The 25,143-nt window shown below is 71.0% G+C and carries 18 protein-coding genes; 14 read left to right on the top strand and 4 right to left on the bottom strand.

Features of this window, described 5'->3' with window-relative positions:
* The first annotated feature begins 41 nt into the window (after nucleotides 1-41).
* From ACTOQ1_RS08180 to ACTOQ1_RS08190, 3 genes are all read left to right on the top strand, one after another.
* Nucleotides 42-1,601, top strand: coding sequence for a protein kinase domain-containing protein (locus tag ACTOQ1_RS08180; RefSeq protein ID WP_440065981.1), 1,560 nt, complete (start codon nucleotides 42-44; stop codon nucleotides 1,599-1,601).
* A gap of 58 nt (nucleotides 1,602-1,659) precedes the next feature.
* Nucleotides 1,660-3,765 carry a UvrD-helicase domain-containing protein gene (locus ACTOQ1_RS08185; protein WP_440065602.1) on the top strand — a complete coding sequence of 702 codons (2,106 nt, stop codon included), beginning with the start codon at nucleotides 1,660-1,662 and terminating at the stop codon, nucleotides 3,763-3,765.
* A 74-nt stretch (nucleotides 3,766-3,839) separates the two neighbouring features.
* The gene (locus tag ACTOQ1_RS08190) at nucleotides 3,840-6,116 is read left to right on the top strand and encodes a GmrSD restriction endonuclease domain-containing protein (protein WP_440065603.1); all 2,277 of its coding nucleotides are present in this window, start codon (nucleotides 3,840-3,842) and stop codon (nucleotides 6,114-6,116) included.
* Between the two features lie 279 nt (nucleotides 6,117-6,395).
* On the opposite strand, the gene ACTOQ1_RS08195 is transcribed toward ACTOQ1_RS08190, so the two are convergent.
* A complete protein-coding gene (locus tag ACTOQ1_RS08195) occupies nucleotides 6,396-7,256 on the bottom strand; it encodes a helix-turn-helix transcriptional regulator (protein WP_440065605.1) in 861 nt (286 codons plus the stop codon).
* Between the two features lie 281 nt (nucleotides 7,257-7,537).
* Nucleotides 7,538-7,705: a hypothetical protein gene (locus tag ACTOQ1_RS08200; RefSeq protein ID WP_440065606.1), complete on the bottom strand. Its 168-nt coding sequence runs from the start codon at nucleotides 7,703-7,705 to the stop codon at nucleotides 7,538-7,540.
* Nucleotides 7,706-7,725: 20 nt separating this feature from the next.
* On the opposite strand from ACTOQ1_RS08200, the gene ACTOQ1_RS08205 reads away from it, so the two are divergent.
* From ACTOQ1_RS08205 to ACTOQ1_RS08215, 3 genes are all read left to right on the top strand, one after another.
* Entirely contained in the window at nucleotides 7,726-7,929 is a 204-nt protein-coding gene (locus ACTOQ1_RS08205) for a 5-methylcytosine restriction system specificity protein McrC (RefSeq protein WP_440065607.1), read from the top strand.
* Nucleotides 7,930-8,074: 145 nt separating this feature from the next.
* Nucleotides 8,075-8,932, top strand: coding sequence for a hypothetical protein (locus ACTOQ1_RS08210; RefSeq protein WP_440065608.1), 858 nt, complete (start codon nucleotides 8,075-8,077; stop codon nucleotides 8,930-8,932).
* Nucleotides 8,929-10,263 (top strand): ATP-binding protein, encoded by a 1,335-nt coding sequence (locus ACTOQ1_RS08215; protein ID WP_440065609.1) that lies wholly within the window; start codon nucleotides 8,929-8,931, stop codon nucleotides 10,261-10,263. Before ACTOQ1_RS08210 ends, ACTOQ1_RS08215 begins: the two co-directional genes overlap by 4 nt.
* 273 nt (nucleotides 10,264-10,536) lie before the next feature.
* On the opposite strand, the gene ACTOQ1_RS08220 is transcribed toward ACTOQ1_RS08215, so the two are convergent.
* Complete coding sequence (locus ACTOQ1_RS08220; RefSeq protein WP_440065611.1) at nucleotides 10,537-11,835, bottom strand: ADP-ribosylglycohydrolase family protein; 1,299 nt, start codon at nucleotides 11,833-11,835, stop codon at nucleotides 10,537-10,539.
* Nucleotides 11,836-11,921: 86 nt separating this feature from the next.
* Between ACTOQ1_RS08220 and ACTOQ1_RS08225 the strand changes: the two genes are divergently transcribed.
* Together ACTOQ1_RS08225 and ACTOQ1_RS08230 are read left to right on the top strand one after the other, a co-directional pair.
* Complete coding sequence (locus ACTOQ1_RS08225; RefSeq protein WP_440065612.1) at nucleotides 11,922-12,893, top strand: zinc-binding dehydrogenase; 972 nt, start codon at nucleotides 11,922-11,924, stop codon at nucleotides 12,891-12,893.
* A gap of 718 nt (nucleotides 12,894-13,611) precedes the next feature.
* On the top strand, nucleotides 13,612-13,755 hold the full coding sequence (locus ACTOQ1_RS08230; protein ID WP_362687695.1) for a hypothetical protein: 144 nt from the start codon (nucleotides 13,612-13,614) through the stop codon (nucleotides 13,753-13,755).
* Nucleotides 13,756-14,034: 279 nt separating this feature from the next.
* On the opposite strand, the gene ACTOQ1_RS08235 is transcribed toward ACTOQ1_RS08230, so the two are convergent.
* Complete coding sequence (locus ACTOQ1_RS08235) at nucleotides 14,035-17,097, bottom strand: AfsR/SARP family transcriptional regulator (RefSeq protein ID WP_440065614.1); 3,063 nt, start codon at nucleotides 17,095-17,097, stop codon at nucleotides 14,035-14,037.
* A gap of 337 nt (nucleotides 17,098-17,434) precedes the next feature.
* Between ACTOQ1_RS08235 and ACTOQ1_RS08240 the strand changes: the two genes are divergently transcribed.
* Genes ACTOQ1_RS08240 through ACTOQ1_RS08265 form a run of 6 tightly spaced genes read left to right on the top strand, consistent with a single transcriptional unit; the run spans nucleotide 17,435 to nucleotide 25,133 of the window.
* Nucleotides 17,435-18,466, top strand: coding sequence for a LacI family DNA-binding transcriptional regulator (locus ACTOQ1_RS08240; protein WP_440065615.1), 1,032 nt, complete (start codon nucleotides 17,435-17,437; stop codon nucleotides 18,464-18,466).
* Entirely contained in the window at nucleotides 18,463-19,713 is a 1,251-nt protein-coding gene (locus ACTOQ1_RS08245; RefSeq protein WP_440065616.1) for a sugar ABC transporter substrate-binding protein, read from the top strand. Before ACTOQ1_RS08240 ends, ACTOQ1_RS08245 begins: the two co-directional genes overlap by 4 nt.
* A 2-nt stretch (nucleotides 19,714-19,715) precedes the next feature.
* Nucleotides 19,716-20,663 (top strand): carbohydrate ABC transporter permease, encoded by a 948-nt coding sequence (locus ACTOQ1_RS08250; protein WP_440065617.1) that lies wholly within the window; start codon nucleotides 19,716-19,718, stop codon nucleotides 20,661-20,663.
* A gap of 56 nt (nucleotides 20,664-20,719) precedes the next feature.
* Nucleotides 20,720-21,589 (top strand): carbohydrate ABC transporter permease, encoded by an 870-nt coding sequence (locus tag ACTOQ1_RS08255; protein WP_440065619.1) that lies wholly within the window; start codon nucleotides 20,720-20,722, stop codon nucleotides 21,587-21,589.
* 54 nt (nucleotides 21,590-21,643) lie between these two features.
* Nucleotides 21,644-23,260, top strand: coding sequence for a glucoamylase family protein (locus ACTOQ1_RS08260; RefSeq protein WP_440065620.1), 1,617 nt, complete (start codon nucleotides 21,644-21,646; stop codon nucleotides 23,258-23,260).
* 49 nt (nucleotides 23,261-23,309) lie between these two features.
* Nucleotides 23,310-25,133, top strand: coding sequence for a GH39 family glycosyl hydrolase (locus ACTOQ1_RS08265; RefSeq protein WP_440065622.1), 1,824 nt, complete (start codon nucleotides 23,310-23,312; stop codon nucleotides 25,131-25,133).
* Nucleotides 25,134-25,143 lie beyond the last annotated feature (10 nt).

Below are 25,143 nucleotides of genomic sequence, written 5' to 3' on the forward strand. Positions count from 1 at the left end.
GCAGACGGACAATTGTCGGGGACCGTTACGAGTTGGACCCGGTGTCCCGCCGGGCGGGCGGCATGGGAGAGGTCTGGTTCGGCTACGACAAACGCCTGGACCGGCCGGTCGCGGTCAAGTTCATCCGGGTCGACAGGCAGGCCAACGGCAGACCCGACGACGAACTCACCAAACGCTTCGTGCGCGAGTCGCGGATCACCGCCCGCCTGGAACATCCGGGAGTGCCCACCGTCTACGACTGCGGATCGCACGGCGACGAGCTATACCTGGTCATGCAGCTCGTCCACGGATGCCCGGTCTCCTCACTCCTCGACGAGACCGAGCTGCCCATCGCCTGGGCGGTGGCGATCGCCGCCCAGGTGTGCTCGGTGCTGGCCGTGGCCCACGCCAATTCTCTGGTTCACCGCGACCTCAAGCCGGGAAACCTGATGTTCTGTCCCGACGGCACTGTCAAGGTGCTGGATTTCGGCATCGCCGCCGCGTTCGGATCCACCTCCGCCACCAGGCTGACCGGGACGGGCATCGTGGTGGGCAGTCCCAACTACATGGCGCCGGAGCAGGCCATGGGTGAGGCCACCAGCCAGCGGAGCGACCTGTACTCCCTTGGTGTGGTCCTGGACGAGATGCTCGCCGGCAGCAATCAGTTCGCCGGTCCCACGGCGCTGGCCGCGATGCGCAAACACACCGACGTTCCTCCCCAGCCGCTGCGCGACAGGAGGCGGGACGTTCCGGAAGGGTTGGAGCGGCTCGTTCTGTGGTTGCTCGCCAAGGCGCCGGAGCAGCGGCCTCCCAGCGCCGACGTTGTCTACCGGCGGCTGATGGACTTCTGCCGTCACCTGCCGCCCTTCCCCGGCTATGTGAACCTCGGCTCACCCCATCCGGTGCGCATGTATGCGGCCGTCGTGGGCCGGATCGACTCCGAGCCGCCCGTGGCGGGATCGGCCGGCTTCGACGCCCCCACCGTGGATCGACCACAGACCGGGAAGGCGCGGCCCGAGCCGCTCCGAGGCGGCGAGGTCCGCCGAGGCGACGACCTGGTACCGGCCGGACGCAGTGACGTCGCGTTCGCTCGCAAGGACGCCGCGGCGCTCAAGGCCGAGTCCCGGTTCACCCAGGCCGCGGAGGTGCTGGCGGAGGCGATGGAACCGGCCGTCCATGCCCTCGGACCCAAGGACTCCATGGTGATCGACCTGCGGATCGAGCTGGCCGACGCTCTTTTCCTCGGCGGGGACTACCGGCGAGCCGCTCCCGAGTTCAGCGGACTCGCGGCCGACCTCGCCGAGCGGGAAGGGCCCGAGCACGATCTCGTACTGCGCTGCCGCCTGATGGAGGCGAACTGCCACGCCGCGATCGGGGAGACGAACCTCGCCCTGGCCCAGCTCACCGGGCTCCTGGACGACGAGAGACGATTCGGCGTCGACGAGGAACGGATCTTGGAACTGCGGCGCCAGATTGGGCTTCTCGAACTCGGCTCCGGAAGGAGGTCGCGGGCGAAAGCCACGTTGAGCGACCTGCTGCGGGATCTCGAACACAAATACGGTCCTCGACACCCCGCCGTGGACAAAGTCCGGGAAATCCTGGAAAGCCTTGATAGCCGATAAGCAGGGCGAGCATTCTTGTAGGTCGCTTCCACAAGCGAGACCCCCTGGAGGGCATGGCGTGCCGAGGCTCGGAATCGACAAGGATTTTCTCCGTGATTTCGGAAAGCTGGAACGATCCGTCCAGGACCGGGTCACGGAGATCTTCGCCAAATTCGAGCATGCCACCCATGCCGGGCTGCATCTGGAGAAGCCGAACAACGCGCGTGACCCACGGTTTCGGACGATTCGCATCGACAAGTTCTGGCGTGGGGTCGTGCTCGCACCCGAGACCGGTGACTCGTTCACGCTGCTGAAAGTGCTTCCGCATGACGACGCCTACACCTGGGCGCAGCGTCGCAGGGCATCGGTGAACACGGCGACCGGCCGCATCGAGATCAGGGACGGCGCGGCCATCGACGCCACCCTGCCGGAGCTGGCCAGAATGGCGGACCGAGCGCCGCGACGACTGTTCGACGACGCGGGCGACGCCGATCTCAGGCGGCTCGGTGTCGACGAGCAGACCCTGGCCTTCGCCAGGGCGCTGACCGATGTGACGCAGCTGGAGGCCGCCAGGTCCTTCCTGCCGCAGAACCAGTGGGACGCCCTCTACGGGCTGGCCGCGGGTATGACCCCCGAACAGGTGTGGGCCGAACTCGGCGTCAGCGCCGGGCGTGAGCCGTACGACACCGAGGACATCACGGCAGCGGTCGAGCGCACTCCCGAGCGGGTCGTACTCGTCGACGGACCGGACGAGCTGATGGAGGTGTTCCGCCACCCGTTCGCACTCTGGAAGATTTATCTCCATCCGGCACAGCACAAGGTGGCGTACGCGGACTTCAAAGGGTCGGCGCGTGTCACCGGCGGTCCGGGAACGGGCAAGACGGTCGTCGCGCTGCACCGTGCCCACCACCTCGCGAGCCTCGGGGCCGGGCCGGTGCTGGTGACCACCTTCACCTCGACGCTGTCCGCCTCGCTGGAGGCTGGGCTGCGGCTACTGGCCGACTCTCCCCGGGTTCGTGACCGCATCGAGGTGCGGCATGTCGACCAGCTCTCCTACCAGGTCTTCGCCGAGAGGCACGGCCGTCCCGCCATCCTGCGCGACAGGGAGGAGAAGGAGATCTGGCGGCGGATTGTCAAACGGCTCGACGTCTCCTTCACCGAGACGTTCCTCGCGGAGGAATGGCGGCACGTGGTGCTCGCCCAGCGGGTGACCGGTGCGGCCGAATACCTGAAGGCCAAGCGCGAAGGGCGGGGCCGTGGTCTGGGTTCCCGGCAGAAGGCCGAGGTGTGGCAGGCGGTGTGGGAGTTCGAGGAAGAACTCCGGCGGCGGCGCGTGTGGACCTACGAGACGATCTGCGTCGAGGCGACCCGGCTGCTGGAGGAGCGGACGGACAAGCCGTACCGGCACATCGTCGTCGACGAGGCGCAGGACCTGCATCCGGTCCAGTGGCGGTTGCTGCGCGCGGCGGTCGCCGAGGGGCCCGACGATCTGTTCATCGCGGGCGACACCCACCAGCGGATCTACAACAGCCGTGTCTCGCTGCGGGAGATCGGTATCAAGGTCGGCGGACGCTCCTCACGTCTCACCGTCAACTATCGGACGACCGCCGAGATCCTCGCCTGGAGTCTGGGAATGCTGCGCGGTGAGCGGATCGACGACATGGACGGAGGGCTGGACACCGGGCTGGACATGGTGGCCGGCTACCGGTCGCAGGTGCACGGCCGTCCTCCGGAGCTACGCGGTTTCCGTACCCAGAAGGACGAGCTGGACGCGCTGGCGCGCAAGGTCGGGGATTGGCTGGAAGCGGGCGTCGCGCCGGGAGAGATCGGTGTCGCGGCCCGGTCCAACATGCTGGCCGACTCGGCGGTCACCGTGCTGGAGCGAGCCGGGATTCCCGTGCGGTCGCTGGCCAAGGCGCAGGACGCCGACGACGCCGTCCGGACCGGGACCATGCATCGGATGAAAGGGCTGGAGTTCCGATGTGTGGCGGTCATCGGGGTCTCGGAGCACCAGGTGCCGTCGTCGAGCGCCGTCACCCCGGTTCAGGAGGATCCCCTGACGCACTCGCAGGATCTGCAGCGTGAGCGCTGTCTGCTGTTCGTCGCGTGTACTCGTGCGCGCGAGCAACTCCACGTTTCCTGGCACGGCACGTCCAGTTCGTTCCTGGCCGGTTTCGCCATGTGACTTCCAGTGAAAGACCATGCACGAAAAGTACGGCGACAGTTAAGATCATCAGTTCGTCACGATGAAGGCGGGACATGGCCAAGCTCTCGGTACTCCTCCACCAGATCGACAACGGCACCGTGCTCCTGCCGGAGTTCCAGCGGGGATACGTCTGGAACCGTGACCAGGTCCGTGGTCTCATGCGCTCGCTGTATCGCGGATACCCGGTCGGCGGCCTGCTGATGTGGGAGACCGAACCAGATCAGGCCTCGGTGCGAGGCGGTGCGACCGACGGCGGCGTACGTTTGCTGCTGCTCGACGGCCAGCAGCGCATCACCTCCCTGTACGGAGTGATCCGCGGTCAAGCCCCCGCCTTCTTCGAGGGGGACGCCTCTGCCTTCACCGGTCTACGGTTCAATGTCGAGGACGAGAACTTCGAGTTCTACGGTCCGGCGAAAATGCGTGACGACTCCAGATGGGTGGACGTGACCCGGCTGTTCACCGACGGTCTGGAGCCCTTCATCAAGGACTTCAGCTCCGTTCCGGAGTTCACTACCTATCTTGAGCGGCTCAACCGTTTGCGGCAGCTTCTCGACCGGGAGTTCCACGAGGAGAAGATCACCGGGGCCGACAAGGACGTGGAAGTCGTCGTCGACATCTTCAACCGTGTGAACTCCGGCGGCACCGCGCTGTCCAAGGGTGACCTCGCGCTGGCGAAGATCTGCGCGCACTGGTCGCCTGCCCGGCAGGTCATGCGCGACCAGTTGAAGCGCTGGGAGAGCGCGGGATTCGATTTCTCCTTGGACTGGCTACTGCGCAACACCACCGCGGTGGCGACCGGGCGGGCGGTGTTCACCGCACTGGACACCGTGTCGGCCACGGAATTCGAGACCGCCCTGACCAAGTCCGTCGGATACGTCGGCAACTTCCTCGAATCCATCTCCGGACGGCTGGGACTGGACCACGACCAGGTGCTCATGGGGCGCTACGCGATCCCCGTCGTCTCCCGGCTGCTTCACCTCAGCCCCGGCGGCCGGTTCGCCGACGCCGTACATCGGGACAAGGTGCTGTTCTGGTACGTCCACTCCGCGCTGTGGGGACGCTTTGCCGGGTCGACCGAGACGGTGCTCGCCCAGGACTACGAGGTCGTCAGGGAGTCCGGCATCGACGGGCTGATCGCGTCCTTGGAACGCTGGCGTGGCGGAAACCTGGAGATCCAGGCCCGTGACTTCGACGGCTCGACCAAGGGCTCGCGCTTCTACCCGCTCCTCTACATGCTCACCCGGGTCAAGGGCGCCCGAGACCTCGGCAGCGGACTGGAACTGCGCGCCGAGATGCTCGGAAAGCTCGCCTCCCTGCAGGTGCATCACATCTTCCCCAAGTCAGTGCTCTACCGGGCCGGTTACGACCGTTCGCAGGTCAACGCCGTCGCGAACTTCTGCTTCCTGACCCAGGACACCAACCTCACGATCGGGAAGCGCTCTCCTCAGGAGTACTTCGCGGAGGCGGAGGAGAAGCATCCCGGCGTACTCGCCTCGCAGTGGATCCCGGCCGACCCCGACCTGTGGCAAGTCGAACGCTACCCCGACTTTCTCGCAGCCCGGCGTGAACTGCTGGCGCAGGCCGTGCAGTCCTTTCTGGCCGAACTTCGCAACGGAGCCTCCGCGGTGGCGGCCACTGACCTTCGGCCGGTGACGGTAGTCGCGGACGAGCAGGACGACGTCCGTTCGACCCAGATCAAGGCCATGGCAGAGGAACTGGTGCGACTGGGGTATGCCGAACCTGCGCTCGACAGTGAAATCGCCGATCCCGTCACCGGTCGCGCGCTGGCCGTGGCGGAGGCTTTTTGGCCGGATGGGTTGCAGACGGGGCAGGGCAGACCCGTGGTCCTGGAGCTCGACCCGGACGTCGCGGACCTGCCTCGGCTGGAGGAGCTGGGGTATGAGGTGTTCACTTCGGTGGACGCCCTGCTCGGTTATGTGACTCGTCGTAACGAGAGCGCTTCCGGCGCTGCTGGGGTCTCGGGGGCCTCGGCGGAGGAGCCTGTTGTCGGGGACGAGCCGGAGACCGGGACGGCGGTGGACGCCGAGTTCAACGAGGCGATGCGTTCCGTCTATGACAGGGCGCGCGCTGAGGCGAATTATCACGCGGCGTACTTCCTGAGCATGCTCGCCGAGCATGGCAGCCTCGCCACGGCCCGCAAGCTCCTGCACGCCCCTGCGGTGTCCGACGGCTTCGCCGCTCTTTGGGAGCGCGGCCGCCTCGACCTGACCGTTGAGGCGCTGGTCGTCCAGCCACGCTTCGAAGATCTCTTCACACCGGCCGAGATTGAGATCGCCCATCATCGCCTTGGCCAGTTCGGCTATCACTGATCGGTTGTCTCCCGTGAGACACGCCGAATCGGAGTGGTCCGGATAACCGCCCAGCAGAGAAGCGGCTACCTACATGGTCAGGATGGTTAAGCATCGTCAGTCGCTCAAGGCAAAGGCAAGGGTGGCGGCGCCGGAGTCGTACCGCCTGCCCTGGGTGCTGATGAGCTTCTGCGAGGAGTGGCTGAACAGCTGCGGTGAATGTTGGAAATGAGGTGGGGAGCATCGATGAATCGGGTGCCCGGCCTTTGCGGTTATCAGCGATCTCTCCGATGATCGATTTCAGCGGGCCTGGGGCCAGGACGGCCGCATGGTCTGGGTGCCGATGACGGTGAGGAGTCTCAGCTTGTCGGCGGCCTCGGTGCCGGGGGCGGCGCTGTAGACGATGATGCGGAGGTCGCTGCCGGGCACGGTGAGCGCGTCGCAGTCGAGCGTGAGCGGGCCGACGTCGGGGTGGTGGACGGTCTTGCGGTCCGACTCGTGGACGCCGACGACGTGGCTGTCCCACAGCTCCGCGAAGCGCGGGCTGAGGCTCCGGAGGCCGGTGACGAGCGAGCGCAGATCGGTGTCCGCGGGGTAGCGGGCGGTCGCCGACCGGAGATCGGCGACAGCGACCGTCTCGAAGCGGATCTCCTGCTCCGGGGTGTGGCTGACGCGCCCCGGCAGGCCCGTGAAGTGGCGCCAGATCGCGTTGCGCTCGCGCCCGACCAGCAGGGAGGGGTCCCCGAAGAGCGCGGCCCACGGCCGGTTCCAGCTGATCAGGTTCCAGGAGGCGTCGCTGACGCTGAGGGGTGTGCCGTCCAGTTGGTCGAGCAGCCGTTGAATACTCGGGGTGATATGGGTGGACATGCGCCCGGCGGTGGGCGGTGGCTGCCCCGCCAGGAGGAACAGGTGCTCGCGTTCCTGGGTGGACAGCCGCAGCGCCCGCGCCAGCGCGGTGAGGATCTGCGCGGACGGGGAGGTCGCCCGGCCCTGTTCGAGGCGGGTGATGTAGTCGGCCGACACCCCCGCGAGCATCGCCAGCTCCTCGCGCCGCAGGCCCGCCGCGCGGCGCGGCCCGCCGCCGGGCAGCCCGACCGCGGCCGGGGCGACCCGGTCACGCCAGTGCCGCAGCGCGGGGCCCAGTTCTCCGCTTTCGGTCATTTACCCAGTATGCGATGTTTCCCGAGGCGCAGCCTGGTACCGCCCGTCCCATCCACGGCCCGGTATCGCCCTGCCTGACGGGGGAGGACGCCCTCTCTGTGACCGCCCCCGCCTCTCTGTGACCGCCCCCGCCCGGGGGAGGGCGAGACGGGCGCTCCCCGCCCTGGCGTACGCCTCCTCCGAAGCCGCCCTCAACATGATCACCTCGCGGTACGCCAGGACCCACCCGAAGATCAGGATCCGCGGACCCGGGCGCCACGGCAGCGACGGGACCCCCGATGTCAGGCGCCGGGATACTTCCTGAGCCAGGCGTCGGTGATCTCGTGCTTCCCGGCGGACCAGGTCGCGAAGCCGTCGGTCGGCTCGGTGACGGCGTCTCGGCCCTCAAGAGCCCTCAAGAGGAGGTGGACGCGGGGGAGCGCCCCGAGCTGCTTCCGGCGCTCGCGCACGCCTACGCGCCGGCCGCGCCTTGCGGCGGGGAGTGCTGCGGGGTTACCGGGAGGTGGAGGAGGCGCTGCCGGTCGTGCGGGGCCGGATCCGGGAGGCCGGCCAGATCCGCCGCCGGTACGGGTTTCCGCTGCCCGTCGAGGTCCGCTACGACGACTACACCGTCGACATCGCCGAGAACCGGCCGCTGCTGGCCGCCTCCGCCCGGGCGCGAGCCAGGGCCTGACATTTCTTTGCCACGGTATGGGATTAGGGATGCGGTTCCTCCGTATTCTGGATGAAAGGTACATAAAGCTCACCGTGTGGATGTTTTTGGAGTGGGCAGGATGGCAGATGGCTGGGACGACGGGGGAGGGCCCGACGAGAAGCTCGTGGAGTGGTTCCTGGAGGGGAAGCTCGCGGGGAATGAGGTGCGCGCCGCGACCCTGCAATCGTGGCGGCGGTGCCAGGAGGCGGGACTCACGCCCGGCGCCGTGAGGCCGCGCCTGTCCGGTGATCTTGATTTTGACTGCGGAGTGGTGCGCGCGGCCCGACCCGTGTTCGAGCGGATGCGTACCGTCGTCAAGGGCACCCCCGTGACCATGTTCCTGGGCGACGCGAGTGGGGTCTTGTTCCTGCGCGACGAGGGCGATCCGGCCCTGCGCCGGACTATGGACGCGGTCGGCGCCGCGCCCGGGTTCCACTTCGCCGAGGCGGACATGGGCACCAGCGCCTTTGGCTCGGCGCTGGTGGAACGGCGAATCTGCCAGGTCACCGGCAATGAGCACTTCGCGGAGAAACTGCGCGGGCTCACCGGTGTGGGCGCCCCGATCCGCCACCCGCTCAGCGGGCGGATGAACGGGGCCATCAGCGTCGTCTGCCTGAAGGACACGGCCAACGCGGAGATGATGGTCCTGGCCCGGCGATTGGCCGCCGCCGTCGAGCGGCGATTGTTCGAAATGGTGGTCGAACACGAGCGGGCCCTGACGGAGGAGTTCCTCCGGGCGCCCGAAGGAGGCGTCGCGACGGCTTCCACGCCCCTGGACCTGTGCCGCCGTGATCGGCGCGCCCTGGAGGACGCCGCCGTGAGGCTGGTCGCGCAGGGCCGGGCGGCGATGGTGAAGATGGCCCTCTCGGACGGCCGCACCGCCACGCTTGTGGCCCAATCGATCATCGGTTCCACCGCCATCGCGGTGAAGGCGAGGCTCGCCGACGGCCAGGAGGCCCGGCCGAACGGGGGAGGAAGGTGACCGAAACCGACGAGTGGCTGCTCGCCATGAGCGAGCCGGGCATCGGCCGGCTCGCCCTGCGGGCGCGCGAGCGACTCGGCTTGCTGTGCGACGCGGGCTCCTGCATCGGCACCACCCTGAAAGTCACCCGGACCGCCGAGGAACTGGCCCAGGTCGCCGTCCCCCGGTTCGCCGACTATGTCGCCGTCGACCTGGCCGACTGCGTCCTGCGGGGCGACGAGCCCGCCGACATGGACGCGGGGCTGCGCCGGGTCGCCTTCGCGGGCATCGGGGAGGGGACCGCTCTGTACCAGCTCGGCGCGCTCATCCACCCGCTCCCGTCCACGCCGCAGGGGCGCAGCCTCGCCACCGAGCAGCCGGTGCTCGACCCGGTGTTGTCCACCGCTTTCGGGTGGATGGCACAGGATCCCGAGCGCGGTCGGAGAATCTGCGAGCAGGGCATCCACTCGCTCATCACGGTGCCGGTGCGAGCCCGGAGCGTCACGCTCGGGGTGGTGAGCTTCTATCGCGCCACGGGCAAGGACGCGTTCGAGGAGGACGACCTCGCCCTGGCCGAGGAACTGGTCGGCCGCGCCGCGGTGTGTGTCGACAACGCCCGCCACTACACCCGCGAGCGCGCGATATCCGCAGAGCTGGAGCGCGTCACCGAGTCGTTGCAGCAGGCGCTCGACCGCCAGCGGTGCTTCACCACCGATGCCTCGCACGAGCTGCGCACTCCGCTGGCCGGGCTACGGGTCAAGTTGGAGGAGGCGCAACTTCACCCCGACGAGACCGACCTCGCCGACCTGGTGAAACACTCCCTGGACGATGTGGACCGGCTGCAGGCCATCATCAGCGACCTCCTCATGCTGGCCCGGATCGGAGCGGCACCGCCCGCCGCCCTGGAGCCCGTCGACCTGGCCGTACTGGCCGAGGCCGGAACCGCGCGCCGCACCCGCGATCCGCACCCGGCACGGCTCGACCTCACCGCCGGCATGACGGCCGACGCCGTCCCGGAACAGATCGGCCGGGTGCTGGACAACCTGCTGGACAACGCGCAACGGCACGCCACGCACGACGTGGTGGTCACAGTGCGCCGCGCCGGAAGCATGGCCGAGCTCAGCGTCACCGATGACGGTACGGGCGTGCCTCCAGCGGAGCGCGAGCACATCTTCCAGCGCTTCGCCCGGCTGGATACCGCCCGCAGCCGCGACCGCGGCGGCACCGGGCTCGGCCTGGCCATCGCCCGTGACATCGCCCGCGCCCACCACGGCACCCTCCACGTCGAGGACGCGTCCTCGGGCGGAGCGCGCTTCGTCCTCCGTCTCCCGCTCAGCACGCGGACGGTGTGAGGGCCCGGACCGTACGCGAAGGGGGCGGACGGTCCGGACGCGCGACGAGCCAGGCGCTCGCCTCGACCGGCTCGCCCAGGTCCACGCCGGTGTCGACGCCGAGTCCGGCCGGCCGGTCCCCGGGGAGGAACGGAACGATCAGTGGCGCCGGCACGTGCGGGAAACCACACACTCGTTTACGCCTGGCCGCGGCTACGAGAGCGGCGCAGTTCAGCGACGCTCGAAGGGATTGACTCCCCAGGGATCGCGGTGCTGCTCGCCGCGCTCCAGAGGTCAGGCGCCCGGGTACTTCCTGCGCCAGGCATCGGTGATCTCGTGGTTCCCGGCGGACCAGGCCGCGAAGTCGTCGGCCAGCTCGGTGATGGCGTCCCGGCCCTCAAGGTGCGCGAGCCAGCCGGCGGGGAGCGCCGCCTCACCGTGGAGGGCGCCCAGGAGGTTGCCGCAGACGGCGCCGGTGGAGTCGCTGTCGCCGGAGTGGTTGACCGCGAGCAGCAGCGCCCGCTCGACGTCGCCGGGTGCGGGGTGGGTCAGGGCGCAGTAGACCGCGATGGCGAGTGCCTCCTCGGCGACCCACGCGCCGCCCAGTGACTCCACCTTCTCCGGTGTCGGGCCGCCCCGCGCCGCGAGGGACACGGCGCCGCGCAGTGCCAGGCTGGTCTCCTCGTGCGAGGGGTACGTCGCCAGCAGGTCCATCGCCTTCCGTACGGCCCGCGCGAGCGTCTCGTCCGGCTTCGGGGACCCGCCCGCCCCGCCGGGCCCGTTCTCCGTCAGGAAGCCGTTCTCCGCAGGGAACTCGTTCTCCGCAGGGAACTCGTTCTCCGCAGGGAACTCGTTCTCCGCCAGGAAGTGGACGATGGCGGCGAAGGCGCCGGCGGCCAGGTAGCCGGTGGGGTGGCCGTGGGTGATCTGGGCGCACTCGGCGGCCAGGTCGAAGGCGTGGCGGGCGCTGCGCGCGGCCAGGCCGAAGGGGGCCGAGCGCATGACCGTCCCGCAGCCCTTGGAGCCGGGGTTGACCGGTCCGGGCTCGCCGAACGGGGCGGGGGCGCCTGCCTGGCGGGCCCGGCGGTCGCGCAGGCCCGACAGGCAGGCGTTCCCGGGGGCCCGCTGGGAGTAGAGCCATTCCTGCTCGCGGAGCAGGCCGGTGCGGACCAGGTCGTTCCCGGACGGGGCCGGAGCGGGATCGTTCGCCGGGCGGTCGTTCGCGGCCGGGGAGGAGGTGGGCGCCGGGCGGGCGGCGGTGCGGTCGTGCGCGGGGGAGGCGAGGGGCGGGGAGCGGTGCTGCTGGGTGTCCAGCCAGCGCAGGTAGGCGCGCCGGACGGCGGCGACGTCACCGCCGCGGATCAGTCCCTCCACGGTGAACAGCGTCATCTGCGTGTCGTCGGTGATCAGGCCGACCTTGCCGCGCCAGTCGGGGACCAGGCCGGTCAGCCCCTCGGGCCCGTGCTGCCTGCGGATCCTTTCGATCGACTCGAACTCGACGGGAGCCCCCAGCGCGTCGCCGAGCGCGCCGCCCAGCAGGCAGCCTCTCACGCGGTCGCGGTGGTCCGGCAGGTCATGGACGGAAGGGTGCACGGGCATGATCCTTTTGTCGTCGGTTGACATCAACAAAACTTCAGGTTCGAGACTGTGCGCGAGGACATCGAGAGAAAGTGGTCGACATGCGCATTGTCCAGGTGACCGCGTTCGGGGGGCCGGAGGTACTCGTGGTGAACCGCTCGCCGGAGCCGGTCGCCGGAGCCGGGCAGGTCGTGGTCGGGGTGTCCGTCGTCGATGTCCTGTCCCTCGAGACGCAGCTCCGCACCGGCTGGGGTACCGAGTTCTTCGGCCAGAGTCCACCGTACGTGCCGGGGGGCGGGGTGGGCGGGCGAGTGGTCTCCGTCGGGGAGGGGGTCGATTCCGGCTGGGCCGGCCGCGACGTCATCGCCATGACCGGCGACGGAGGGTACGCCGAGCGGGCCGTGGTCCCGGTGGAGGCTCTCGTCCCCGTACCGGACGGGCTGGGCGTGCGGGAGGCGACGGCGCTTCTCCAGATCGGCCCGGCCGCGCTGAGCCTGGCGGGCGCGGCCGAGGTCAAGGCCGGGGAGCGGGTGCTGGTCACCGCGGCGGCCGGGGGGCTCGGCACCCTGCTGGTACAGCTCGCCCACGCGGCCGGCGCCCACGTGATCGCGACCGCCCGGGGCGGGCGCAAGCTCGGCCTGGCCCGGGAGCTGGGAGCCGGCACCGTGGTCGACCACTCCGAGCCGGGGTGGCCCGAACGGGTCCGGGAGGCGGCCGGCGGTGCCGGGGCGGACGTGGTCTTCGACGGCGCCGGGGGGCGGATCGGCCAGGACGCGTTCGGGCTCGTCGCGAGCGGCGGCAGGTTCTTCACGTACGGCGTGCCCGGTGGGAGCTTCGCGCGGATCGACCCCGAGGAGGCCGGGCGGCGGGGGGTGAGCGTGCGCGGGATGGAGCAGGTGCAGTTCGTCCCGGAGGAGGGCAGGCGGCTGGCGGGGCTGGCGCTGGCCGAGGCGGCGGCGGGCCGGATCAGGCCGGTCATCGGGCAGACCTTCCCGCTGGGAAGAACCGCCGACGCCCAGCGTCTCAGCGAGGAGGGGCATCTCCTCGGCAAGATCGTGATCACCGTCCCGTGACGCCGGATCCGGGGTTTCCCGGCCCGGGGCGTCCGGGCCCGGCCGGAGGGGGTGACGTGAAACCGGTGTGAAACCGGATTTGTCTATCTTGGCGTTGACCAGCGTCGATGTCGTCCGCAGGCGGCATCCGAGCTGTGCGAGGTGGAGATGGTCGTCCGCAGTGGGAACCAACGACACGACACCGGGGCGGCATGGGTGCGGCCGGTCAGCCGGCCGCACCCATGCCTGTCGTCTCGCTTCCCATCGGCCGGGGAACCGCCCGGAATCTCGGGTGGGCCACCGGCCGGGAACGACGCAGGGTGGGCCACATCGCGCCGGGGTCGTCGCCGTAGCGGCTACGGGGGCTGTTGCGGTCTGATACCGGGAACGGGGTTGTACGTGGTCATCGAGGCTCCACCGAGGGGTGCCGGTCACTTCCGCGCGGGCCCGCTCGCGCCGGACGTCCGGCACCGGCGGCCGGGCACCGGACACTGATCGCCGGTGGGGAGCAGCCGCCGCTCAGCGTCGAGCGGCGGGTGGGCCGAGGTCCGGTGCCCGGGCCGGCGGAACCGGCCTTCTCGTCCTACCGTCAGCCTTCGCCAGGGGAAGGGCGATAACAGCCGAAGGGGGAGAAGTTCAACAGCGAGATCCCATACGCGACACCTGGCGCTCGTGATTTGCTATCGATCACCAACGCCCGCGGGGTATGGCACCGATCTGTTGACGATCAAGGAGAAAGATGAAGAAGATCAAGACGGGGTTGCTGGCGCTGATGGTGGCCGGGTTGCTGGGCGCGAGCGCCACGCCGGCCGCGGCGATCGATCTGCATGATCAGGTAACCAAGCCCGACTGTGACAGCCACTGGATGGACCCCGGCGAGTAGCTCACCGGCGGGGACCGGCGTCGCGTGAAGCGGCCGGGCGAGGGGCTTCGGCGCTCCCGTCCGGCCGCGCACCCACCTGGCCGGGCACCCCCGGTCACGCTCCCGCCCGGCCGCGTACTCCCGGCCTCGTGCACCCGTCCGGCCGCGCCCCTCGGGTCGCGCATTCGGCCCGGCCGCGCATCCGCTCGGTCGCGCCCCGGGTCGCACATCCGGCCCGGCCGTGCTCCCGCTCGGTCATCCCCCGGGTCGCACATCCGGCCCGGACGCGGTCCCGTCCGGTCAGCAGGGGGTGGGCGGCGCGGAGAGCATGCCGTCGAGGGCGCGCCGGGCCTCGAGCGCCCGCTCGTGCCAGACCGGCAGGCCGATGTCGGCGAACTCCCTCACCGCCCGGTCCAGCATGGTCGCGGCCTGCCCGTGCTCGCCGCGCTCGGCGGCGAGCCGCCCGCGGGCCAGGCGGGCGCGGGCCGCGACGAAGGGCTCCCCGAGCTCCTCGGCCAGCAGCAGCGCCGCGTCGAGCAGGCCGGCCGCGCTGTCGAGCTCGCCCGCTAGCAGCTCGGCCTCGCCCGTCCCGAGCAGGCCGTACGCCTCGCCGATGCGGTCTCCGGCCGACCTGGCGGCGAGCAGGACCTGCCCGAACGCGTCCTTCGCCCGCGCCGGGTCGTTCTGGCGCAGGTGCAGCAGTCCCAGCCTGTTGAGGATCTGCGCGATTCCTCGCGCGTTGCCCAGGTCACGGTAGACGGCCAGCGCCGTCTCCAGGAGCGGGGCCGCCGTGCGGGGGCGGTCGTGCTCGATGTGGATCTGGGCCATGCTGCCGAGCACGTGGGCCTCGGCGTGCCGGTCGCCGACCTCGCGGAGCATGCGCAACGCCCGCCGGTAGGCGTCGAGCGCGGTCTCCACCCGCCCCTCCACCCGCTCGATCAGCGCCGCGTTGCGCAGGGTGAGAGCCTGGCCGTGCCGGTCGCCCACCGCCTCGAAGAGCGGCAGCGCGGCCTCCAGGTGCGGTCGCGCGTCGGTGTAGCGCTGCCGGAACAGGGCGAGCGTGCCCAGCGAGTAGCGCATCGCCGCCTCGCCGCGCCGGTCGCCCGCGCGCAGGGCGGCGGCCAGCGCGGTCTCCGAGGTGTGCCGCCAGTCGTCGAAGTGGCCCTGCGCCTCGAACAGGGTGACCGCCGTCATCGCCAGGTCCCAGCACATCTCGCTCAGGCCGAGCCGGGCGGCCTGCTCCACCGCCGCCACCAGGCCGAGCCGTTCGCCGCGCAGCCAGCCGGACGGGTCGGCGAGCAGGCGGTCGGAGGTGGCCTCCCCGCAGTCCCAGCGCGGCCCGCCGCCGTGCAGGACGGTGTAGTCGCCGCCGTACTGCCGCCGGTGCGCCCGCTCGGCGAGCGCGAGATACCCTCCCGCCAGCCGGGTCAGCGCGGCGACGGTGGCGCCGGGAGGATCGTCGGTCTCGCCGCGCTCCCTGGCGTGCAGCCGCACCAGGTCGTGGACGCGGTAGCGGGGCTCGCCGACGCCGTCCTGGCCCGCGTACTCGACGAGCTGCGCCTCCATGAGCCTCTCCAGCACCTCCTCGGCGTCCATCTCCTCGGCGGAGCGCGATCCGGAGCGCGATCCGGAGCGCGATCCGGCGCGGGGGCCGGCGCGGGGGCCGGCGTCGAGCAGCACCGCGGCGACCCAGCCGGCGAAGTCGGGCGTCTCGACCAGGGCGAGGCGGCGGAACAGGGTGCGGCCGGGCTCGTCGAGACCGGAGTAACCGAGGGCGAGGCTGGCCCGTACCGACAGGGTGCCGTGGGTGAGCTCGTCGAGCCGGTCGTGTTCGGCGGCGAGCCGGGAGACCAGCCGGTCGACGCTCCAGTGCGGCCGGGCGGCCAGCCGCGCCCCGGCGATCCTGAGCGCCAGGGGGAGATGCCCGCACAGCTCGGCCAGCCGCCCGGCGGTGGCGGTGTCGGCGGCCAGCTCGACCCGGCCGGTGATCGTACCCAGCAGCCGGACGGCGGCGGCCTCTCCGAGCACACCCAGGGCGAGCCGCTGCGCGCCGGGCAGGGCGGTCAGCGCGCCGCGGCTCGTGACCACCACCGCGCAGCCGTTCCCCGCGGGGATGAGCGGCTCGATCTGGGCCTCGTTCGCGGCGTCGTCCAGCAGCACCAGCACGCGCCGGTCGGACAGGTGGGCGCGGAACACCTCGGCGCGCTCGTCCAGGCCGTCGGGAACGGCCGTCCCCGGCACGCCGAGGGCACGCAGGAACCGGCTGAGCGCGTGCGACGGCTCGACCGGTTCGGCTCCGGCGCCGCGCAGGTTCACGTACAGCCGGCCGTCGGGGAAGGCGTCCCACAGGTCGTGGGCGGCCTGCAGGGCCAGCGCGCTCTTGCCCACCCCCGGCATGCCGGAGATGGCGCAGATCACCGGTCCGGAGGCGGGACGGTCTCGCAGGACGGAGAGGAGCCAGCGCAGTTCGGTGTCGCGCCCGGTGAGGTCGCCCACTCCGGCGGGGAGCAGGGACGGGGCCGGCGGGGGCGGCGGTGACGGCGGCGACGGAGCCGGGGGAGAGGGGACGGGAGGGGCGGGGCCCGGGTTCCTCGCCGGTTCCGCTTCAGGGCGGGGGTCCAGGTCGACCCGGGGATCCCCGCGCAGGATGGCCCGTTCCAGCGCGCGCAGCTGCGGTCCCGGCTCCAGGCCCAGCTCCTCGGCCAGGACGGTACGGGTGCGCCGGTAGGTCTCCAGCGCCTCCGTACGCAGCCCGGCCCGGTGCATCGCCACCATCAGCCGCGCGGTCGTGGACTCCACCAGCGGATCCTCCGCGACCATCGAGAGCAGCTCGGGGATGACCTCCGCGTGCCTGCCCAGCGCCAGGTCGGTGTCGATGCGCTCGGTCAGCACCCGCCTGCGGTCCTGCTCCAGGCGCTCGGCCGCCTCCGCCAGCTGGGCCACGCCGTCCAGTCCCGAGAAGGCCCGGCCGTTCCACAGCGCGAGCGCCTCCCGCTGCAGGACGGACGCCGCCTCCGGCTCCCCCCGGCCCAGCGCCCGCCTGGCGCGCTCGGTCAGGTCGGCGAAGTGCCAGGCGTCGACCTCCTCGGGCCGCGCGGACAGCGCGTAGCCCGAGCGGTCGTGCCGGATCCGTTCGGGGGCGTCGAGCGTCCTGCGCAGCCGGTGCACGAGCACCTGCAGGTTCTTGCCCGCGCGCGGTCCGAGCCGCTCCCCCCACAGCGCGTCGATCAGGGTCTCGGCCGGTACGACGCGCCCTCGCGCGCAGACGAGGAGCGCCAGCAACTGCTCCTGCCTGCGTGAGGACAGGAGCACGGGACGTTCGTCGGCGATGATCGTCACATCGCCGAGCACCTGGAATCTCATCAAGCTCCCCGAACGGCTCACGGATCCCAGGGGGCGAGGTGGACGGTGCCACGCCCTGGCGATTACGGACTGCCCGATTCCGGCGAGGATAGCCCGGATGATCTTTTGGCGATAGTCGACCGGCATTCGTTCGTGCCGGGAGGCGGCAGGCTTTCTTTTTTCCTGACAAGTCTCACAAATCCCGGAACATCGCTGTGCCTGTTTGGTAACGGTGATGTAACAAGCCTTTACGGATGATTCCGTCCGGTGATTGACTCCGCTCATCCACTGTAAGCGCTTCCACCCTCAGTCGCCGCCGAGTGTAAGCGCTTCCACTTCCTGGCAGATCGGACGACGGGTGTCAAACAGCGACGAAGGTCAGGGCGCGACCATCTACGAGGTCGCGCAGCGGGCGGGCGTCTCCATCGCCACCGTCTCCCGGGCGCTGCGCAACACCGGCCCCGTCGCGGCCGGAACGCGCGAGAAGGTGCTGAGGGCGGTCGAGGAGCTCCGCTTCACCCCGAGCCGCCTCGGCGTCTCCCTGGCCCAGGGCCGCCACGCGGCCAACGGGATCGTCTTCCCCGACCTGTCCGGCCCCTACTTCGCCGAGGTCCTCCTCGGGTACGAGGAGGTGGCCGCCGAGCTCGGCCGCTCCGTGCTCATCATGTCCACCCGCGGGCGGGCCGCGGTGCAGGACCTGGTCAGGGACCTCGTCGGCCGGGTGGACGGCATGGTGATCTTCGGCAGGACCGTCGAGGACACCCTGGTGGACGAGATCGTCAGGAGCAGGACACCGCTGGTCCTGCTCGCGCGCGACCCCGTCGAACGGGCGGACGCGGTCTCCAGCGAGAACACCGCCTCGGCCGAGGCGCTCGCCACCCACCTGCTCGGTCACGGCTACACCACCTTCGCCCTGGCCGGGGACGACGACCGGGGCGACGTCACCCAGCGCTGGACGGGGGTCAGGCGGGTCCTGTCCGGCCACGGGATCCGGCCTCCGGCGCCGTTGCCCTGCGAGCTCACCGTGGAGGGCGGGTACGCGGCGGGGCGGACGCTGCTCGGGGAAAGAACGGCCGGAGCGCGCCGCCCCGAGGCGGTTATCTGCGCCGACGACCAGGTGGCCCTGGGCGTCATCCTGGCGGCCGAGGAACTCGGCCTCGACGTGCCCGGCGACGTGGCGATCACCGGCTGGGACGACATCATGGCCGCCCGCCACGCCAGGCCCGCCCTCACCACGGTGCGCCAGCCCATGCGCCTGCTCGGCGCCCGCGCCGCCCGCGCGCTGGACGAGCTCATCAAGGGCACCCGCACCGTCCCGAACTCCGAGATTCTCCCCACCCAGCTGATCGTCCGATCCAGCTGCGGGCCTCACCCCCTGGAGGAAAAGTGAAGAAGTACGCCGTCGGGATCCTCGCGCTGGGGCTGGTGCTCGCCGGGTGCGGCCGGAGCACCGGAGGGGCCGCCGAGCAGGCGAGGGACGTCGACACCGGCAAGGCCACCGGCGAGGTCACGGTCTGGGCGATCGGGGCCGAGGGGGAGGCGCTGGGCGCCTTCGCCAAGGACTTCGAGACGGCCAACCCCGGCATCACGATCAAGGTGACCGCGCTCGGCTGGGACGTCGCCCACGACAAGATCACCGCGGCCATCGCGGGGAACGCCACCCCCGACGTCACCATGCTGGGCAGCACCTGGATGGGCGAGATGGCCAAGACCGGCGCCCTCGACCCCACCCCGGCCAACCTGATCGACAAGTCGGCGTTCTTCCCCGGCGCGTGGGGCACGGTCGAGGTGGAGGGGACCGCGTACGGCGTGCCCTGGTACGTCGAGACCCGGGCCCTGTACTACCGCAAGGACCTCGCCGAGAAGGCGTCGGTGAAGCCGCCCGCCACCTGGGAGGAGACCACCGCCTTCGTGAAGGCGCTCAAGGAGAGGGGCGGCGCCTCCCTCGGCGTCGAGCAGAACTTCCGGCAGGGCTCCTGGCAGGAGGTGCTGCCGCTGGTGTGGCAGGCGGGGGGCGAGATCATCGCGGACGGGAAGTGGACGCTGGACACGCCCGAGATGGTCAAGGCGCTCAAGCAGTACGGCTCGTTCTTCGAGAGCGGGCTCGCCAGCACCGACCAGCCGACCGGAGCCTTCCCGCAGACGTTCGTCAAGGGGAAGGTCGGCGCCTTCTACTCGGGGCCGTGGATGATCGCGGGCCTGGAGAAGGACGGCGGTGAGGGCTTCGGCGACAAGTTCGCCGTCGCGCCCTACCCGAAGGGGAGCGCCGGAGGCCCCAGCCTGGTCGGCGGCAGCGACATGGTGGTCTTCAAGGAAGCGAAGAACCGCGAGGCCGCCTGGAAGTTCCTGCGCTGGCTCGTCGACCCCAAGGTCCAGGCCACCTGGTACACCAAGGTCAACGCGCTGCCCAGCGTCGAGGCCGCCTGGCAGGACCCGGCGCTCACCGCCGACGAGCGCGTCACCGTCTTCGGCGAGCAGCTCAAGAACGCCAAGGCCGTCCCCGCCGTCCCGACCTGGGAGCAGGTGGCCAAGGTGATGGAGACCGAGGTCGAGAAGATGGCCCTGGGCAAGCAGACGGCCGAGGAGACGGCCAAGCGCGTCCAGGAGCAGGCCGAGACCATCGGGACCGGGGTCTGACCATGGTGGTCAGCGAGCGGGTGGGCTCGCGCGAGCCCACCGGACCGGCTCCCGTCAGGGAGCGGCGATCCGGGGGAGGATTCCGCCGTACCGGCCTGGCCTGGATCTTCGTGACGCCCTTCGTGGTGATGTTCGCGGTCTTCTGGGCGGGGCCGCTCCTCGTCGAGCTCGGCATGAGCTTCACCGACATGCGCAGCACCGACGTGCGCGACCCCCTCGGGGTGAACCTCGTCGGGCTCGACAACTACCTGCGGCTGTTCGACGACGAGCTCATGCGCAAGGCCGCGGTCAACACGCTGATCTTCGTGGTGACCGCGCTCCCGCTCACCATCGCCCTCGGCCTGGGCGCGGCCGTGGCGCTGAACTCCGGGATCGCCCGGCTGCCCGCCGCGTTCTTCCGGCTCGGCTACTACCTGCCGTACGTCACCAGCATCATCGGCGTCGCGGTGGCCTGGAGGTTCCTGCTCGAACCCGACGCGGGACTGGTCAACCAGGTGCTCGGGGCGGTGGGCGTGGACGGCCCCCGCTGGCTCGCCGACGAGAACCTGGCGCTTCCGGTGATCATCGTCATGACCGCCTGGCGGAGCTTCGGCTTCGACATGGTCGTCCTGCTGGCCGCCCTGCAGGGCATCCCCAGGGAGCTGTACGAGGCGGCGGAGGTCGACGGCGCCGGACGCTGGGAGCGGTTCCGCTCCGTCACGCTGCCGATGCTCCGCCCTGCGCTGCTGTTCTGCACCGTCTACAGCTCCATCGGGTTCGCCCAGTTCATGGAGGAACCGCTGGTGATGACCCAGGGAGGCCCGGCGGGAGCGACCACCTCGGCGTCGCTCGCCATCTACGGCCAGTTCGGCTCCGGCAACTACGGCTACGCCGCCGCCGCGGCGAGCGTCCTGTTCACCGTGATCGTGGCCCTCGCGGTCCTGCAGTTCCGGGTCGGGAGGTCCAGATGAGGTCCGTTCAGGGCGGGGAGGCCCCCGCGAAACCGGCTCCGGGCCGGGAGGCCGGCGTGAGACCGGCGCCGGGGCGCAGGCCCCCCGCGAGACCCGCTCCGGGCCGCGAGGCCCTCGTGAAACGCCGCTTCTCCACGTACGCGCTGCTCAGCGTCGGGCTCGTGCTCGTCGTGCTCCCGTTCGCCTGGACGCTGCTCACCTCGTTCAAGCCGGAGACCGAGATCAGGCGGACCCCGCCGGACCTGCTGCCGGTGCAGTGGACGCTCGGCAACTACGGCGAGCTGCTGGAGAAGATGAACATCACGCAGGTGTTCGTCAACAGCGCGGTGGTGGCCCTCGCCACCGTCGCGGGCAACCTGCTGTTCTGCTCGATGGTCGGGTACGCCTTCGCCAAGCTGGCCTTCCGCGGAAAGAACGTGCTCTTCGCGCTGGTCCTCACGCAGATGGCCCTGCCCGCCATCGTGGTGATGATCCCGCAGTTCGTGCTCATCGCGAAGCTCGGCCTGGTCAACACCTTCCTCGGGATCATCCTGCCCGGCCTGGTCACCCCGCTGGGCATCTTCCTGATGCGCCAGTTCATCGCGGACATCCCCGACGAGCTGATCCACGCCGCGCGGGTCGACGGCGCCAGGGAGTTCCGGATCTTCTTCAGGATCGTCATGCCGCTCTGCAAGCCCGCGCTCGCCACGCTCGGCCTGATCACGTTCCTCGGCTCGTGGAACAACTTCCTGTGGCCCGCGGTGGTCGCCCAGAGCGAGGACAAGTACACGCTGCCCGTCGCGCTGGCGATCTTCAACGGCTACCAGGGAACCCAGTACGGCCTGCTCATCGCCGGGGCGGTGGTCGTCGTGCTGCCGGTCCTGGTCCTCTTCGTCTTCCTGCAGCGCTTCTTCACCCAGGGCATCGCCTCCACCGGACTCAAGTGATCCAGGGCGCCGCCCCCACCGGACCCAAAGCAACCCCCCACGTAAGGAGCCCCCGTGCGTCGTCGTCACGCGGCCGCCCTCCTGGCGGCCGGCCTCGCCCTGATCACGGCCGCCCCCTCTCCCGCCTCGGCCGCCCCCGCCCCCGCTCCCCCCGCGCCTTCCGCCCCTTCCGTTTCCCCCTCCACGTCTCCCCTCGTCTCCCCCGATGCCCCCTTGACAGCGGGGCGGCAGCGGGAGCTGCTGCGCCGCTACGCCGCGGACACCTGGAAGTCCATGGCCGCGATGGCCGACCCGGCGACCGGGCTGCCCTCCGACAAGATCGACGGCTCGCTCGACCCGGCCACCCGCGCCAAGGTGACCTCGCCGACCAACATCGCCACCTACCTGTGGAGTACGGTGGCCGCCCGCGACACCCGCCTCATCTCCCGGGGTGAGGCCCTGCGCCGCGTGACCAGGACGCTCGCCTCGACGGCGAAGCTGGAGCGGCACGCCCCGACCGGCCAGTTCTACAACTGGTACGACCCCCGCACGCTGGAGATCGTCCGCACCTGGCCGGAGGACGGGTCCGCCGTCCAGCCGTTCCTGTCCAGCGTCGACAACGGCTGGCTCGCCGCCGCCCTCATGATGCTCCGCAGCGCCGTGCCCGAGGTCTCCAAGCAGGCCGGGGCGCTGGCGAGGAGCATGGACTTCGAGTCCTACTACGACCCGCAGGCGCGTCCCGACGCGGGCACCGGCCTGCTGCGCGGCGGGTTCTGGCCGGACAAGCCCACCGGCTGCTCGGTCGAGAGCGACTACAACGGCTCGGGGACCACGGTCCACTCCACCTGCCACCACTACGGCGCGCTCACCGAGGCCAGGATCGCCAGCTACGTCGGCATCGTCCTCGGCCAGCTCCCGCCCGAGCACTACTACGGCATGTGGCGGACCTTCCCCGACACCTGCGACTGGTCGTGGGCCGAGCAGAAGCCGGTCGGCACCTGGCGCACGTACATGGGCGTCAACGTCTTCGAGGGCACCTACGGCTACCGCGGCATGCGCCTGGTGCCCACCTGGGGCGGCAGCATGTTCGAGGAGCTGATGGTGACCCAGCTCGTGCCGGAGGACGTCTGGGGCGCCAGGAGCTGGGGCCGCAACCAGCCGGTCTACATCGCCGCCCAGATCGAGCACGGCATGAACGAGGCGAAGTACGGCTACTGGGGCTTCTCCCCGTCCAACGACCCCGCCGGGGGCTACCGCGAGTACGGCGTGGACGCGATCGGCATGGACACCCCCGGCTACACCTCCGACCAGGAGCGCACCTCCGTCGACTACGGCTTCGAGGGATGCCGCGAGGGAGCGCCCGAACCCGCGTCGTACGGGGACGGCGTGGTCACCCCGCACGCGTCGTTCCTCGCGCTGCGCCACGCGCCCGGCGCGGCCCTGGACAACCTCGCCAGGCTCAAGGCGAACTTCGACGCCTACGGGCCCGGCGGTTTCTACGACGCGGTCGCCGTGCGCAGCGGCAAGGTCGCCAAGCAGTATCTCGCCCTCGACCAGGGAATGATCATGATCGCGCTCGGCAACGCGCTCGCGGACGACAGCCTGCGCCGCCACTTCGCCACCCGCGACGTCACGGCCAGGCTCGCCCCCGTGCTGCGCCTGGAGGAATGGGCCGTCGTGCCTCCCAAGTGAGCCGTGGCCCAACGCGCACACCCACCCATCGACCATCGGGGAGACATCAATGAGCACGGCCGACGCCGCACACCGGGACTGGCAGGCCCGCATCTACCGGCCGTCGGGGGAGGTGGCCGCGACCGGACGGGTCGAGGTCGCCGCCCCCCGCGGCCTGCGCGCCGACAGCGGAGGCGGGCACGTCACGCTGACCTGGGAACCGGTGGCCGGGGCCATCGGCTACCTCGTCCACCGCGCGCCCGCCGAGGCGGGACCGTACACCCCGACCGAGCAGCGCGACGTCGACGTGCCGGCCGTGCCGGACCCGCGCTACGTCGACACGCGCGGGGAACCCGCCTGGTACCGGGTCGCCGCCGTCACCACCATGGAGCGGACCGGCCCCCTCACCGAGGCGGTGTTCGCCGCGCCGCTCGCCGAGCCGGGCGCGGCGGTCCTGCGGGTCGACGCCTCGGCGAGCACGCGGCCGCTGCCCAGGCCGTGGAAGTACATGATCGGCTCCGAGCACCTGTCGTACATGCTGTCCGCCGACACCGTGGGCGGGCGCCCGATCGGTCCCGAGCTGACCGAGGCACTGCGGACGATGCGGGACGAGCTGGGCGTCGAGACCGTGCGCGCCCACGCGATCCTCTGCGACGACCTCGGCGTCTACCGGGAGGAGGACGGCAAGCCCGTGCACGACTTCAGCCGGGTGGACGAGGTCTACGACACGATCACCGCGTTCGGCATGCGGCCGATCGTGGAGCTGTCGTTCATGCCGCGCGACCTCGCCTCCGACCCGTCGAAGACGGTCTTCGGCTACGAGGCGATCATCTCGCCGCCCAGGGACTACGACCGGTGGGGCGACCTGGTCCGCGACCTCACCCGGCACCTCGTCGACCGGTACGGCCTGCGCGAGGTGATTGACAACTGGGCCTTCGAGGTGTGGAACGAGGCCAACCTGGAGGTCTTCTGGAGCGGCACGCCCCAGGAGTTCTTCCGCCTGTACGACGTGTCGGCGGCGGCGGTCAAGGACGTCCACCCGGACATCCGCGTCGGCGGCCCGTCGTCGGCGGCCAACGGCTGGGTCCAGGAACTCATCGACCACGTGGACGCCTCGGGCTCGGCGCTCGACTTCGTCTCCACCCACACCTACGGCAACGCCCCGCTCGACTGGCGGCCCGCCCTGGAACGGCACGGCCGCGCGGGCACGCCGATCTGGTGGACGGAGTGGGGGCCGACCCCCACCCACTTCCACGGCATCGGCGACGGGCCGTTCGGGGCGGCGTTCCTGCTGCACGGGATGCGGTCGGCGGCCGGGCGGGTGGACGCGCTGGCCCACTGGGTGGCCTCGGACCACTTCGAGGAGCTGGGCCGCCCGCCGGCGCTCTTCCACGGCGGGTTCGGCCTGCTCACGGTCGGCAACCTGCGCAAGCCCCGCTACCTCGCGCTCACCCTGGCCGACCGGCTGGGCGAGGACGAGCTCGCCTGTACGGCCGGTGGCGACGTCGCGGGGGTCGAGGCGTGGGCGGCGCGCTCGGCCACCGGCACCGTCGGGGTGCTGGTGTGGAACGGCACCCTCGACCAGGACCGGGCCGACGGCGCGGAGATCCTGTCGCGCGAGGTCGCCCTCACCGTCGAGGGCCTGGCCGCGGGGGAGTACGCGGTCAGCCACCACCGGATCGACGAGCGGCACTCCAACATCCGGGCGGTCTGGGCGGAGATCGGCGGGGGCGCCGACTGGCCCGAGGGCGAGCAGTGGGAACGGCTCCGCGCCGCGAACGGCCTGGACGAGCTGGAGCCCGCCCGTACCCTCCACGCGCCGGACGGGATCCTGCGGCTGGAGTTCTCCCTGCCCATGCCCGCCGTCTCCTACCTGGAGTTCACCCCGGCCTGACGGGAACGCG

The organism is Streptosporangium sp. OZ121 (genome assembly GCF_051918885.1).
Lineage (GTDB): Bacteria > Actinomycetota > Actinomycetes > Streptosporangiales > Streptosporangiaceae > Streptosporangium.